The organism is Haliscomenobacter sp., from assembly GCF_033763495.1.
GTDB lineage: Bacteria > Bacteroidota > Bacteroidia > Chitinophagales > Saprospiraceae > Haliscomenobacter.
The window spans coordinates 48,526-64,038 of the sequence record NZ_JANRKL010000040.1 but is presented as its reverse complement, the minus strand read 5'-3'; the positions used below and the strand labels follow the sequence as shown (position 1 = coordinate 64,038).

The following is a 15,513-nucleotide window of genomic DNA, read 5'->3' as shown; positions in this document are numbered from 1 at the left end:
ATGATAGCGCGGCAAAAACTACAAATGATGGTTTCACAGTTGAATAAAATCAGCATATGAATGATGAAAACTTCGACAAAATTTTTGGCGATAAATTGAAAGAGGGTAAAGATTTTGCTTTCACAGAAGCCAAATGGCAGGAAATGGAGCGGCAACTCCTTGCTTTCAAAACTGATCAAAGGTGGCGAAGAATGTGGCTCTGGCTGGCTCTGCCTCTATTTATTTTATCTGGCCTTTTAGGCTGGAGTACTTGGGCTTTGCAAAAAGCCCAAAACGATATTCAGGTATTAGCTTTTGAATTCAAAACCTTAGGGCAGAGAAAGCAATTCATAACAAAACATCAATCAGAGAAAAATGATACAGTATATCATCATATTATTGTAAGGCGATATGACACCATTTTTCAAACGCTTGTAGTACGCGGAGAACTATCCGGGAATCTACCAGATAGGCAGGATGATTTAGCTTTAGCGAAAAAAAATAAAAACAACGCCGCTTTTTCAAAAGTCGTTTTGAAACCTGATACAACGATGGTCAATACAGACCAAAAAATAGAAACTACACCGCCACAAGTGACCAATAAACCTTTGACTGTTTTGAATTACAATGATTTAAAAGATGTTTCTAAAACGCCAATCGACTCTAAAAATGTAGATTTAAAAGGTTTTGACAAAACAGTTTTAGGAGACGATGAAATACCCAAAGATAGTGTTCTAAATAAAATTGTACTGCCTTCTGACACGTTGAAAGGGAAAGGTGATCAAAAAGCAGATTCCATGGAGATCAAACCTCCCTTCAGCATCAAATTTGCTCCATCAATAAAAGTAAACGATGACACACTTGCAGAAAAAAAACTTGAACTACAGGTGACAAAGCGCCCTCCATTGATCAAGCCAATACACATAACGGGCTACGACATTGGTTTTTCGGGTGGACTAGCAATTATCGACAACCAAAATGTATTTCAGCAAGAAGGACTTAGTATTGGCGCACGTGGGGGAATTTTGCTCGGCGAAAGGCTCAAAATGGTGGGCGAAGCGCAATATTTGGCATTAAATTATGAAACAAATAAGCTGATAGGCAACCTCGACATTCCAATCATCACAGCACCTTCAATTGACGATGAGTTTAAGGAAGTGCGGGTAAAGCAACCATATTTCTACTATTCTCTGGGTTTGCAATACACGGTAACCACAACAAAACTTAAGCCATATGTTGGAGCGAGTGCTTTGGCGCTATCGAAATTAGAAGAAAAATTTGAATACCAATTCGAAAATAAACAGACGAAAGAGGATATTTTGGTCAGCACTCGACGTGATGAAGCTAGTTTCAAGCTGCCTTTTTTGCGATTACACGCAGGCTTTGAGTACCCCGTTTTCAAAAAAATTAAAGCCCAATTGGAAGGTTGTTATGATGTCAACCTAGGCAATTCTCTGCAATTCAAACCGCTAACACAAATAAAAATAGGAATCTTGTACCGTTTCCGGCCCTAATGGATTATTTAAGGTTTTAATTCGAAAATAGAAAGTTGACGTTTGTGTTGGCTTTCTATTTTTTTTTGACCACCTCCCCACGTTTTCAAAATCAGCCTTGTATATCTTTTCAAATGCATCTGATCTAAAAGGCAGCACTGCGTTTTCATCCTCATTCATCCCCTAAATTTTACATCAATAATGGAACGAATACCAATTCACTTTTTATGGTTTTTTCTTTTCTTAACAGGACAATTATTTGCTCAAAACAACCTGTCGGGTTATGTTCGAGATGCAGATACAGGAGAGGTACTCATCGGTGCTACCGTTGCTGTCACAGAATTCAAAACTGGTACTACTACCAATACTTATGGATATTTCTCGCTTGGTATCCCTGCATTAGGTGATTCCGTATCACTAGTGTTTTCTTATGTCGGTTATCAGCCCTTGGCGGTAAGGGTGCGAATAAGTACCAGTTTAGAGCCATTGAAAATAAACTTGTTACCCGAAAACAGTCAACTGGAAGAAGTGGTGATCAAAGCTCATGCCGATAATGAAAATGTGGAGCGAACGAACATGTCAATTATAAATCTATCTGTATCACAAATTAAAGCAATTCCAGTTATTGCTGGAGAACGTGATGTGCTTAAAGCGGTGCAATTCCTCCCAGGCGTAAGTGCAGGTAGTGAAGGAACTACGGGTTTTTATGTGCGAGGGGGGAATATTGACCAAAATCTGGTCTTATTAGATGAGGCAGTAGTGTATAATCCAAATCACTTATTTGGTTTAGTTAGCACATTTAATGTTAATGCATTAAACAGTGTGACCCTGATAAAAGGTGGCTTCCCAGCTCAATATGGTGGTCGCTTGAGTTCTGTATTGGATGTAACGATGAGGGAAGGCAACAAAAAGAAATTCAGCGGTGAGGGCGGTATTGGTATTATTTCCAGCAATTTGACTTTGGAGGGCCCAATCCAAAAAGATAAATCGTCGTTTATCATGTCTGCCCGTCGTAGTTATCTGGACTTATTTTTGCTCCCATTGAACAAGGGTAGCAACAAGACAGATTATAAACTTTATGACTTGAATATCAAAATTAACTACGAACTAGGTAAGAAGGATCATCTTTTTGCCAGTATTTTTAAGGGCAATGACAAGGCACAATATACGGGTGCAAATGCACTTAATTATGGTATCGGTTTTGGCAATAGTACGGGTACTTTACGCTGGAATCATCTCTTGGGAACTAAGGTGTTTGTCAACACCTCACTCATTTACAATCAGTATCACCTCGGATTGAATACCACCCAAGGACAATACTATGCGTTGCTGTATACTCAAATACAGGATTATACAGCCAAATCTTTACTGGAATGGTACCCCAATAACCACCATGCGGTGAAAATTGGCATTCAGTATTCTCAACATGCACTAGCTCCAGCTGCAGTGTCTGCAAAAATCCCCAAAAAAGGAAGCCGCTTGCAAATCAAACCCGATAGTATTCCGCGCAGCTATGCCGACGAATCTGCCTTTTTCTTCAATGATGAAATTCGGCTTGGGGCACGATTTGGGGCAAGTGTGGGGGTTCGGGTTCCCGTTTTTAGCTCCAAATCAAAAACCTATACCGCTTTAGAACCTCGTTTAACGGTGAAATATAGTGTTAACCCAAGCACCTCAGTGAAGGCGGCCTACACTGTGATGAATCAGTTCTTGCATCTGGTACCAAGTAGTACTGCCTCTTTGCCAACCGATATTTGGATTCAAAGTAGCTCAGTCGTAAAGCCGCAAACCAGCCAGCAAGTGGCATTGGGGCTGTTTCACAATTTTGGCGACAACCAATACGAAGCAAGTGTAGAAGGCTATTATAAAAACATGAAAAATCAGGTGCTTTTTAAGGAGGGCACTCAGCTATTGTTGGCTTCTGACCTAGAGAAACAACTCACTTTTGGTGCAGGTAATTCTTACGGAGTGGAACTTTTTGTGCGCAAAAATACAGGCAAACTGACTGGATGGGTCTCGTACACCTGGTCAAAAACAACTCAAACTTTTCAAGAGCTCAATTTGGGCAAACCATTCCCTTTTACTTATGACCGCCGCCACAACCTTTCGGTGGTAGGTATCTATGAACTCAGTAAAAAATGGAACTTATCTGCGGATTTCGTTTTCAATACTGGAGCTGCATATACTTTGGCTACAGGGCGTGTCCCTGTATTCAATGATGGGACTTTGTACGATGGTATTTATTACGATTTCACGGCGCGAAACAACTACCGCCTGGGCAATTACCATCGCCTGGATGTGAGTGCAACCCGTCATCAAACCAAAACTTGGTGGAAGCATAAAGTCGAGACGGAATGGGTGTTTGGGGTATATAATTTGTACAGTCATCGCAACCCGTATTTTGTTTATTTGAGTACTGATCCAGCAACGAGACAGCCATTGGCTAAGCAGGTCTCCCTTTTGCCCATTATTCCAAGTGTAAGTTGGCATTTTAAATTCTAGCGCAATAAATGCAGGCATTTAAACCAATGCCTAAGAAATTCTGATTGTTTCATCAAAAGTAAAAACACAATGTTTTCATTCCCTATAAAATACTGGCTTGCAGTAATTGTCGCACTAACTGCTTTTGCGGCCTGCACCAAAGATGTGAATATTTCTCCTCAAGCTTATGAGGGAAAGCTGAGCATTCAGAGCCTTATCACGCCTGGAAAAGTGCCAACAGCTTACGTATATCGAACTATACCATTTTTTGATCCTAATGTATTGCCAAGCGACCTTTTTGTACGTAATGCAGTGGTCACTTTGAGTTCTGATGAAGGAACTGAAGTCCTTCGGCCAGATTCGATCTTGAATCCAGTACTTTGTTATTACGAGTATTTTTATGTTGGAAAAATCCCCATAAAAGCCGACAAAACCTACAAGTTGACTGTAGCATACCAAGGTGTAAATTTGTCAGCAACGGCCATTACAGATCGCCGAATTGTTCAGTTGGATTCAGTGACATATGTTCCCCAATTCAAAGACTTATATGGAGAGCATGAAGGAATTGTATTGCATTTTAAAGACCAGATTGGGAAGGGCGACTACTATCGATTCGCGATGGGACGTACCTTTGGGCCTAAAGACACAATTTTAGGAGTTGGTAAAGTTATTTCTCAATGCGCACTAGGAAAAACCACTTGGTTGCAAGAAATAGGCCGCACTATTTATACTGATCAAAATGGCGATGGCACAGCGTTTACAATAACTATTGAACCGACTTACAAGCATAAGCAAGGTCAGATTGGATATGTTCGTTTGCAAAGCTTGGATCAGGCAACCTACGTGTTTTATGATCAGTATGATCGTCAAAAATTGGCACAATTCAACCCATTTGTTGAGCCAGTATTTATCAAACCCGGGCAATTTGGTACTCGTGCCATTGGGGTATTTGGAGCATACGTCGTGAGCGACTCAATTCGGTTTGTATACCCTGAATAGTATAGACCAGCACGCCTTTTTTTCAACTGTAGCCCACGGCTTCCTGCATTGACTTGTATATCTTTTTATACCCAATTGGTTTAAATCTGCATTAACTCTTTTGCATCATCCATAAAATCAATAAAATGAACAAAATTGCTTTTTTCATAACTACAGTTTGTCTAATTATGACTTTTAACGCTGTAGCACAGGACACTATGCAGACTTTTCTCAAATTCTCCAGGCCGCAAACCATTGGGCTATATGTTGCTCCTGAGTTTAGTTACGGCCAACTCAGAGGAAGTATGACAAGTTTTGGTGGGGCGTCGGCTATGTTCTTAATGAACAAAAAATGGGCTTTGGGCGCAACCGCCCAAATGAACCTTAAGGAAAATTTTGTGCCTAAAATTCTGAATTCCTTGGCTGTTCAGTCGTTTTTTATCGGCGGTAAAATTGAGTACACGCCTAAGCCAAATGCGCGTATTCACGCGTCCTTTCCACTGATAATTGGCACAGGAGAAGCCTCGATAGATTCGGTTGGGACAAAAGACAACGATTCATTTGAAGAAGATAAGGGTTCTGTCGAAGACAGCCCCGAATATGGTGCAGAAAACTCCCGTACCAATGCTTTCATGCTGGTGCAACCAGGCATTCACTTGGAAGCGAATCTGATGCGCTATGCTAAGTTTTATGTCGGAGTAAACTATCGGCTATCGTTTCTCATTGACAATCAAACAACTCTTTTACCAGCCAACACTTTGCAAGGTTTTTCTATTGCAGCAGGACTAAAGCTGGGCTTGTTTGATTTCAAATTGCATCGTAAAAAAACCATTTCTACCAATGGTAGCAACTAAGACCTTGTCTAAAGCGAGCATTTGCAAGCTTTCAGGGCAAAAAAAAGAGATAAAATCATCTAGGGCATTAACTCATAAGTTAATGCCCTAGGCATCCTGTCACCAGTATCTCCTCTTCAACACTTCGTACATATTAAATATTTGATAAAATGGGTCAGCAAACTTCACCTGCTTTTGAAAGCAGAAAAATTCGCTATGCCTGTGCGGATACACCCGATCAGATTTACAAACAAATCCGTGCACGTGTAGAACATTATTTTTGTAGTAGTGGTCTGCCCAAGCACGCCACTGTGTTCATGGCTTACAAAGCGACAGTGCTCATTATCTTGATACTTGTAGGCTATTGGTCCCTGACACGAATCGAGACTTTCGGCGGAGCTTTAGCGGCTTATTTCCTATTGACATTTACTTCTTTGATTTTATCAATTAATTTGGGGCATGATGCGGCACACCACGCTGTAACAGGAAACAGACGATTGGATGCGCTCATTTTTCAAAGCATTTTCGCATTGCAAGGCTTAAGTGGGTATGTGTGGCAGATTCGGCATAACCACTCTCATCACGTGCTGCCAAATGTAAAAGAGCATGACTCAGATATGGAACTGACTTCGCTCATTTTACTTGATCTCGATACAGCAGAGGTAAAATGGTATCATCGGTACCAACATCTCTATGCACCATTTTTGTACAGTTTTGCGTCCTTTTACTTACTTTTTGTTCAGGATTTTAAATTTTTCTTTCAAAAAAATCATGCTAATCTCCACATTGCTAAAATTCCGACGATTGAATGGGTGAAAATGATTGCGTTTAAAATCCTTTATTTCGGACTTGTCTTTGGGTTGCCTATGACTTATGCGGGGATTGGATACTGGAAAATTGCCTTAGCTTGGGCTTTGGTGCAAATGGTGATTTCTATTTTTGTAGCCTTCACTTTTTTTATTTCTCATCACGTTTCAGAATTGAAATATATAGCCCCCAACTCAAAAAATAACTTAGTGGCTGACTCTTGGATTCACCACCAAATCACCACGACAATCGATTTTGAGCCTGAAAACCGGATTGCAAACTTCATTTTTGGTGGGTTCAATGTACACGTAGCACATCATGTTTTTCCCGAAGTATCACACGAACATTATCCTGAACTAACACGCCTGATTCGAGAAGTTTTGGCAGAAAACAACATAGCCGATTGGTACAAATCTTTCTCCTTTATGAAGGGTTGTGTGTCACATTTACAGCACTTGAAGAATGTTGCACAGCAGGCATTTGACATTAAGAAAAAAAGACCAATCAATTTACCATCTCATGAAAACAGCCATCATTTCTTTACATGATGTTTCTCCACGTTTCAACACCGAGGTCAAAACAATTCTACAGCATTTCGAGGATTTACCATTGTCGTTGCTTGTTACGCCATTATGGGACGGGCAAAATCGACTAACAACCGATTTTGTCAAAATTTTGGGTGGACTTGAAAAAGTGCTGCATGGCTTAACGCACTACAACAACCGCCAGGATTGGATTGGTAAAATCTCTTCTTTGAGGCAACGTTCTGATCGTGAATTGTTTGGACTAACTCAAAATGAAACGGCCAACTTGATTGTCAAAAGCAAATATTTGTTTGAGGATGCTTTCGGTGAATCCCCTACCGGGTTTGTGCCGCCAGCTTGGTGCCATAACCAATATTCCACAGGTTTACTTCAGAATATGGGCTTTTCATATACGGAATCTGCTTGGCAACTTTGGGATTTGAACCGCAAAGAAAAGGTAAAAACACCTGCTATTTGTTATGACTACGGAAATAACGCCATGGTAGAATGGTTTTCTATCTCTTTTTGGTCACAGGCCCTTAAATACACTTCGCCTGATTTGGTGAGAATCTCTATACACCCCAGCGACCTCGAAAATGGTTTCCTATGGCATCTTGATCAAATAATTGTCTTACTTAGGGCAAAAGGTTACATTTTTCAAACTTATCAAGGTTTTTTAAAAAACAGGCCATGCTTTCAATAATCATCTGTACCCTTAACGAGGAACTTTACCTACCAAAACTTTTAGATAGCCTTGGCGCTCAAACTTACCGCTACGACTACGAAGTTCTGGTTGTTGATGCTGGTTCAACCGACCAAACAGAAGTGGTAGTTAGACAATACCAGGTCTCCAGGCCTTTCTCTTTGCGTTTTGTGGCGTTCAATCAACGTGGTATTGCCCGCCAACGCAATGAAGGAGCAAACCTCGCTCAATATGAACAACTCCTTTTTCTGGATGCTGATGTGGTATTGGATGAAAAGTTTCTGACGACAGCAATGCAGCAAATCGCAAAAAAAAAATTGCCGATCGCAGGAACGAAACTTTACGCAGCTGAGCCTGCTATCGGATTTCGGGCGGCTTATTGCCTCTACTCAAACATCTATCTACCGATCATACGATGGTTCAATCCGATTATTCATGGCTGCTCAATTTTTGTTACCAAAAAAATGCACCAACAAATTGGTGGCTTTAAAGAAGGCATCTTGTTTGAAGATCATTTCTATGGCTCGGAGGCTGCCAAAATTTTTCGCCCGCCTTTACTCAAAGGGCGGGCATATGTACGCACTTCGGCGCGGCGGTTCTACAATTTTTCGCCAAAAGCAATTGGAGAACTGGTCTGGGGAAGTTTCCAGTCTTTTTACAAAGCAGGTATTGACCCTGCTACAATGTCGAGTTACGAGCAAAACACGGGAAATCATACCCCACCACACTATTGACTGAGTACAGAATATTTAGTGATCTGTGGATTGAAAAATTCATAATTAATCCAATGTCAAAGCAATGAAACGGAATATAATCGGTTCCATTTTCCAAAACATTTTTGTTGCCAGTTTTTTCTTATCACAGATAGTGATCGGAAAAATGGTAGCTCAAACTACTATGATTGAAGGCTATATCGTCGATGTGCTCAAAGGAGATACTATTCCTTACGCAAGTATTGGCCTTGTTGGTACTTCAATGGGTACATCGGCAGACGAACATGGCTATTTCTATTTTGCTTTTTCAGACTTAAAAGATACTTTAGAAATTTCAGCAGTGGGCTATAAACCATTCCTTCAGCGCGTTCAAATTGGCAAATCCCAATTGTTGACCATTCGACTAGAAAACGTAGTTGTTGACTTGCAAACGTTCGTCGTGCGCCCTGCCCGTTATCGAAATCGTAGCAATCCCGCAGTAGACCTCGTTCAAAAAGTCATTGCCCACAAGGCTGCCAATAGAATTGAAAGCCACAATTTTTACCAATATGAACAGTATGAGAAAATGACGTTGGCTCTGGTAGACGTTCCCATTAAGGTCAAGAATGGACGGCTTTTAAAGAATGTAAAGTTCTTTTTCGCAGATGCCGATACCGCTTCAATAAAGGGAAAAGAGTTGATACCTGCCTACCAAAAGGAAACGGCAACGGAGGTTTATTTCCGAAAATCGCCTAACACTAAAACGACTATTGTACGTGGGACAAAACATACTGATTGGGTAGGCGCGTTCGATGATAATGGCGTAGCAGCTTATTTGAAGCACCTATATATTGATGCGGATATTTACGACAATGAAATCCTTCTATTCAAAAAAGCTTTTCTTAGTCCTTTATCTCCTTTATCACCCCAATTGTACCGATTTTATATTCTCGATACTTCAATAGTTGACGGCCAACGCTGCATTAATTTGGCATTTTTTCCTCGCTCAAAAACAGATTTGACTTTTAAAGGAAATCTCTATATCACTGATGATACAACTTATGCAGTTCGGAAAGTAGAGATGAGTATCCCAGGGAACATCAATATCAATTTTGTCAATGGCTTGAACATTATTCAGAATTTTGACCTGCTCCCTAATATAGGCTGGAATCTTGTGCGGGATGAAGTCAGTATCAATTTTTTAGGAGGCGACGATTCAACCAAGACTTTCGGTGTCTATGGTAAAAAGACTACTTTTCGAAAGCAGTTTGTTTTCGACCAAGCGGCAAATACGGAATTTTATCGCAGCGACCAGGCTATTGTCAAAATAGCTGATGCCGATAAACAGCCCGATAGTTTTTGGTCAACTTTCCGCCAAGAACCCCTCAGTATCAGTGAACAAGTGGTATATGCGAAAGTAGATAGCCTAACCAAAACCGCAGATTACAAGCTATTTGTAGGTTGGAAATACTTTTGGACAACAGGTTATTGGAAGAACAAGGGCCTTGAGTTCGGTCCTTTTGGAGCATTGTATAGCCACAATGCACTTGAGGGTGGCCGTATTCGCCTAGGTATAAGGACAACCTATGGCTTGAGTCATCATTGGAGGGCTGAAGGCTATAGCGCTTATGGCGTTTTGGATAAAAAATGGAAATATTCAGTAGCTCTTACTTATCAAATCAATGATAATTTTTTTAATAATCGTCCACAAAATGCCTTCCATCTTTGGTTACTTAATGATGTAGAAGTACCTGGGCAAACCCTTGAAAATGTATCAGGTGATAATGTATTGACCTCATTTAGTCGAGGTAAATTCGACAAAATGTACTACAAAAAAGCGGTTGGGATTAACTACATCAATGAAAACAACGCAGGGGTAACTTACCAAATTGGTCTTCAGCACAGGCAACTTACTCCTGCAGGTAGCCTTGGGTTTGAACTCATGGGTCTTGATTACCCTACCAAAATCAAACACCTCACCACAAACGAAGCTACAGTTAATTTACGCTTTGCTCCAAATGAAGAGTTTTTTCAGGGGCAGACTTTCCGAAAGCGTATTGTCAATAAATACCCTGTTTTCGGCTTGCATTATACTTATGGGATTGGGAGTGATGGGGCTGCCAATACTTTCAAATACCATAACTTCAGCGCGGATGTCTTCAAGCGTTTTTTTATTGCACCATTAGGATACACTGATGTACGCTTGGATGTAGGGCGTATTTTTGGGAATAACCTGCCGTATCCAATACTCCATGTGTTTCAAGCCAATCAGACCATGAACTACGAACAGTTCGCTCTAAATCAAATGAACTACCTTGAATTCATTAGCGATAAATACGTATGCTTGAATGTAGAGCATGCTTTCGATGGTTTTATTTTGAATAAAATTCCTTGGGTTAAAAAACTCAAACTGCGCGAATATACCATGTTTAAAGCTGCTTACGGAGGCTTAGATACAGTGAACAATCCTCTGATCAATCCCTCTATTTATCGCTTCCCGACTGATGCTAATGGGCAATCCCTGACCTATAATTTTAATCAGCAACCTTATTTGGAAGTAGGTTTTGGTATTGGCAACATCTTTAAACTTCTTAGAGTAGACCTTACAAGGCGTTTGAATTATCTCGACCATCCCGATATTTCAAAGTGGCGGATACAAGGGGAGATTTTATTTAGCTTCTAATAATTTCATAACATGAAATTTCTTGTTTTTACAATTTTAGGGGTTCTGCTTTGTGTTCAAGTTTCAATTGCCCAAAACAGGCCACAGGTAGGCACCTTGACGGTTAATGTCAGCAATGTACAGCACAGAGTAGGCAACCTAAAAGCTGTTTTACAAAATCGTTCAATTTTTTTGACTCCTCAGTTTATTGCTTGTATTGAAATCCACCCAACAAGCAATGAGGAACAAATGATTTTTAAAAACCTCCCATTCGGTGATTATGCCGTAATGATTTACCATGATCTCAATACCAATGATATTTTTGATCGCAATTTGTTGGGCTACCCACGCGAGCCATTTGCAGTTTCTAATAATTTACACATTTTAAGGTTGTTACGCCCTTCATTTGATGCGGTAAAAATCACGCTGTCAAGTAGCGAAATGGCTGTAAATATTAATTTATTGCATAATTAGTCATCGGTTTGAACAAAAAAATAAGGGGACGATGTCTTGATCATCGCCCCCCAAATTATAGAAATCACAATTGTATCAGCAACAAAAACTCATTCCTTGCTTTGTGGCTGAAGCTTTCCGCTGGCATCAAAAATAAGATCCTGGTGCACTTCTGCTTCGTATACGGTTGTGCCGTCAGCTCGAACAATTTTGGCGGCTTCACCAACCTTTTTTCCTTTCAGTGCAGCCTGTACCGCAGCCGGTAATTCAGCAAACTTGATTTCAGTTTCGGTTTCTAGCCATTTGCCATCAGCAGAAAAATTTGCACTCATTTCAAGGCCATTGTTCTTAAACTCGGCTTCCCATTCGCCATTTTTTTCTTTCCCCCATTCAACTCCTTTCACATCCTTGAATTTTTTATTGAATGCAGCAACAACCGCAGTTGGTGGAGATTTTTGAGCGATAGCGGAAAAACCTACACCACAGCAAAGTGTCAGAAGAAACAGAATTTTTTTCATGATTGAATTTTTTTTGATGATTGATAGCACAAAGCTATGGGTTGATTTAGGAGATATTCTGGATTGGTATTCAACTTCAATAATTCAGAATGTCTCCTAAATTGCGACCTATCTTTGTGTCCTATCAGCCTCTCAAAAAATCCTGATGTTTATGCGCTATATCGTTTTTCTGTTTTTAGGGTATACATCGGTACTCTTTGCTCAGGAGCGGGATCTGGACTTCTTTATCAAAACGGCCCTCAGCAATGCCCCTGCTTTTCGGGACCTCCATAACCAGGTAGCCATCAACCGACAGGATAGCTTACTGATCCGAGCCAGTTTGCGCCCGCAAGTGATAGCTGGTACTGCTGTCAGCATTGCTCCTCATAAAAAAGGTTTTGGTTATGATGTGGCGATAAGTAATGGTGGATACCTCAGTACCCTTATTGGCGTAAGCCAGCCTGTTTTTGTGCCAAAGCAGAACCTGACAGCCCAATTCAATACGCTTGCTGTCCAGCAAAAGGGCCTCGATAATGCTGCCCGGCTTACAGAACAAGACCTTCGACGTACAGTTGGAACACAATACATCACCGCTTACAGCACGGCGCAACAATTGACCTTCAACCGGGAAACCCTCGATTTGCTCCAGCGCCAGGAACTTGTCTTCAAGCGGCTTACCGAGCAAAACATCTATCGCCAAACCGACTATCTAACGTTTTTGAATGCACTACGTCAACAGGAAACGACAGTGCAACAGCTCGAAGTCCAATACCGCAACGATTTGGCCACTTTGAATTACCTCTGTGGAATTACCGATACCACTAGGGTTGCTTTGGCTGTCCCGGGATTGCAACTACCCGTTTTACCACCCGTTGAGCATACCGTTTTTTATCAAAAATACACGATTGATAGCCTGCAAATCCGCACTGCTGATCAATTGATTGACAACCCCTACCGCCCTACCGTTGCCATTTTTGGGGATGCAGGCTTTAACTCTTCATTTATAAGTCAGGGTTGGAAAAATTTTGGATTCAGCATTGGAATTGGAGCAACTTTGATCATTTCTGATGGCAAACAGCGCCAGTTGCGCCATGAAAAGTCAGTGCTGCTCGAAAACACTCGACAAGGCTACTCCAGGTTTTTTCTTCAACAATATGCACAAGAAATTGCTCAGGCACGTCAACAACTTGCTGCGCTCGACCAGCTGGATCTTTCAGTCAAGGCCCAGCTTCAAAACATTCACTTACTCATCGAAGCTACTGGCCGTTTGATTCGTACGGGCGATGCCCGGGTTTTGGATTATCTGATCGCGATCAGCAATGAATTGAATGCCCAAAATCAATTGACCCTCAACCAAACGAGTCGGCTTCAAATACTCAATCAACTTAATTTCCGCAATGCGCCGGAGTGATCCCTGTAAATTTCCACTAGATGTCTATTGCTAAATATATACCCATTTTGCTTGTTTGGCTTGCCTTGGCTTGCCATTCCAATGCCCCAACTGCACTGCCTAAATCGCCACCATCGATTCCTGGAACACCAGTTACACTGACGACTATCGAAATTAGCGCGATGCAAGAAACGATTGAGCTGAATGCAACTGCAGCGTTTTTGCAAAAAAGCATTGTAAAAGCCAATGCCAATGGTTACCTGCGCAGTTGCAGTATTCAATTGGGTCAGTTTGTGAAGGCTGGGCAACTCCTCTATACCCTTCAAAACAAAGAATCCAGTGCCCTCGGCAATCTTTTAGTAGAGGTAGACACGAGTTTCCATCCCAATAAGTTGATTAATATCTTTGCCAATCAAAGTGGTTTTGTCACCCAACTCGATCGACTAGCTGGCGACTATGTGCAGGATGGCGAACAGTTGGCCCTGATCAGTGATGCCCGCAGTTTTGCTTTTGTTTTGGATTTGCCCTTTGAGCTGCGCGGCTACTTGCCCCAAAATCACTCGGTGGAACTGATTTTGCCCGAGAATACCCGACTGCGGGCCACGCTTACTTCGGCTTTGCCTTTCGTGGACCTTGTTTCACAAACCCAACGTTTTGAACTCAAAGTACCCAGCGCCTCTGCTGGGCGCAGCATACCTGAAAACTTGATCGCCAGGGTTATATGGGTCAAATCACTCAAACCCCAGGCGGCTTCTTTGCCAAAAGCTGCCGTGCTCACCAACGAAATGCAGGATGAATGGTGGGTCATGCAACTCATCAATGATAGTACTGCGGTAAAAGTACCCATCCGGAAAGGCATGGAAACAGTAGATCGGGTGGAAATTTTATCGCCCAAATTTGGGGTGAACGACCAGATTTTACAGAGTGGCAACTTTGGATTGGAGGATACCGCGAAGGTGATTGTATTAAAACACGTCAATTAAAAATATACCTATGAAAAATGCATTTCTTGGTCTTTTTACTTTAATGGTGCTGTTTGCTAACCACAATAGGCCCATTACGCCTGTGCCACCTTACAAAATTACCAATCGAATCCACTTGGAAGGTGATGGATTCTGGGATTACTTGACAGTGGATCAATTGACCCAACGACTCTATGTCTCACACGGAACCCAGGTTCAGGTGATCGATTTGAAAACAGACAAAGTCATTGGGGCCATTCCAAATACCAAGGGAGTTCATGGCGTCGCCATTTCAACAGATTTTGGCAAAGGTTACATCAGTTGTGGCGGAGATACTTCTATTGCTGTATTTGATTTGAAATCATTGACCATAACTGGCAAAATCAAGGCTACGGGTGCAAACCCCGATGCCATTCTTTACGATGCTTTCAGCAAACGGGTATTTGTTTTCAACCACAGTGGCAAAAATGCAACGGTTATCGATGCTGCCAGGAACAAGGTTGTTGGAACAATCCTACTTGATGGTACGGTCGAATTTGCAGTAACTGATGGCAATGGTAAGGTATTTGTCAACATTGAAGACAAAAGTTCCATCGCCGTTATCGATACAAAATCCTTAAAAGTTGTCAAGGAATGGCCTGTTTCTCCTGGTGAAGAACCTACGGGATTGGCCTTTGATGCTAAAAACTACCGCTTGTTTTCTGTTTGTAGCAACCGAAAAATGGTGGTTCTGGATAGCAAAACAGGCAAAGTTGTGCAAACATTGCCCATTGGTGCAGGTTGTGATGGTGTCGCTTTTGATGTAAAAATGCGACGGATTTACTGCTCCAACGGTGAAGGAACGATGACCGTTATTGAGCAAAAAAGCCCGAATGAGTACCAAGTAGTAGAGACAGTAACTACCCAGCAGGGGGCAAGAACCATCACCCTCGATTCAAAGAGCCATCGGCTGTTTTTGTCCACCGCAGAACGGGAAGCTCCAGTGGGCAACGCAAGACCAAGCCTCAAGCCTGGCACCTTTGTGGTACTGGAAATTTCTCCGCTGTAAGCTTGTTAAAC

General features: G+C 41.5%; 13 protein-coding genes. 12 read left to right on the top strand and 1 reads right to left on the bottom strand.

Going from position 1 to position 15,513, the window contains the following annotated elements:
* Positions 1-56 precede the first annotated feature (56 nt).
* From SFV55_RS05265 to SFV55_RS05225, 9 genes are all read left to right on the top strand, one after another.
* Complete coding sequence (locus SFV55_RS05265) at positions 57-1,493, top strand: hypothetical protein (RefSeq protein ID WP_320028422.1); 1,437 nt, start codon at positions 57-59, stop codon at positions 1,491-1,493.
* 180 nt (positions 1,494-1,673) lie between these two features.
* Entirely contained in the window at positions 1,674-3,974 is a 2,301-nt protein-coding gene (locus SFV55_RS05260) for a carboxypeptidase-like regulatory domain-containing protein (protein WP_320028421.1), read from the top strand.
* Positions 3,975-4,043: 69 nt separating this feature from the next.
* Positions 4,044-4,952, top strand: coding sequence for a DUF4249 family protein (locus SFV55_RS05255; RefSeq protein ID WP_320028420.1), 909 nt, complete (start codon positions 4,044-4,046; stop codon positions 4,950-4,952).
* A gap of 125 nt (positions 4,953-5,077) precedes the next feature.
* On the top strand, positions 5,078-5,785 hold the full coding sequence (locus tag SFV55_RS05250) for a hypothetical protein (protein WP_320028419.1): 708 nt from the start codon (positions 5,078-5,080) through the stop codon (positions 5,783-5,785).
* Between the two features lie 149 nt (positions 5,786-5,934).
* A complete protein-coding gene (locus SFV55_RS05245) occupies positions 5,935-7,119 on the top strand; it encodes an acyl-CoA desaturase (protein ID WP_320028418.1) in 1,185 nt (394 codons plus the stop codon).
* Entirely contained in the window at positions 7,091-7,798 is a 708-nt protein-coding gene (locus tag SFV55_RS05240) for a DUF2334 domain-containing protein (protein ID WP_320028417.1), read from the top strand. The genes SFV55_RS05245 and SFV55_RS05240 overlap by 29 nt, the downstream gene beginning before the upstream one ends.
* Positions 7,786-8,532, top strand: coding sequence for a glycosyltransferase (locus SFV55_RS05235; protein ID WP_320028416.1), 747 nt, complete (start codon positions 7,786-7,788; stop codon positions 8,530-8,532). The genes SFV55_RS05240 and SFV55_RS05235 overlap by 13 nt, the downstream gene beginning before the upstream one ends.
* Positions 8,533-8,596: 64 nt before the next feature.
* On the top strand, positions 8,597-11,173 hold the full coding sequence (locus SFV55_RS05230) for a DUF5686 family protein (RefSeq protein ID WP_320028415.1): 2,577 nt from the start codon (positions 8,597-8,599) through the stop codon (positions 11,171-11,173).
* A 12-nt stretch (positions 11,174-11,185) separates the two neighbouring features.
* Entirely contained in the window at positions 11,186-11,626 is a 441-nt protein-coding gene (locus tag SFV55_RS05225) for a DUF2141 domain-containing protein (protein ID WP_320028414.1), read from the top strand.
* Positions 11,627-11,715: 89 nt separating this feature from the next.
* On the opposite strand, the gene SFV55_RS05220 is transcribed toward SFV55_RS05225, so the two are convergent.
* Positions 11,716-12,123 carry a PepSY-like domain-containing protein gene (locus SFV55_RS05220; RefSeq protein ID WP_320028413.1) on the bottom strand — a complete coding sequence of 136 codons (408 nt, stop codon included), beginning with the start codon at positions 12,121-12,123 and terminating at the stop codon, positions 11,716-11,718.
* A gap of 151 nt (positions 12,124-12,274) precedes the next feature.
* Between SFV55_RS05220 and SFV55_RS05215 the strand changes: the two genes are divergently transcribed.
* Genes SFV55_RS05215 through SFV55_RS05205 form a run of 3 tightly spaced genes read left to right on the top strand, consistent with a single transcriptional unit; the run spans position 12,275 to position 15,502 of the window.
* The gene (locus tag SFV55_RS05215; RefSeq protein WP_320028412.1) at positions 12,275-13,513 is read left to right on the top strand and encodes a TolC family protein; all 1,239 of its coding nucleotides are present in this window, start codon (positions 12,275-12,277) and stop codon (positions 13,511-13,513) included.
* 20 nt (positions 13,514-13,533) lie between these two features.
* Complete coding sequence (locus SFV55_RS05210; protein WP_320028411.1) at positions 13,534-14,475, top strand: efflux RND transporter periplasmic adaptor subunit; 942 nt, start codon at positions 13,534-13,536, stop codon at positions 14,473-14,475.
* Between the two features lie 10 nt (positions 14,476-14,485).
* Positions 14,486-15,502: a YncE family protein gene (locus SFV55_RS05205; protein WP_320028410.1), complete on the top strand. Its 1,017-nt coding sequence runs from the start codon at positions 14,486-14,488 to the stop codon at positions 15,500-15,502.
* The last annotated feature ends 11 nt before the right edge of the window (positions 15,503-15,513 follow it).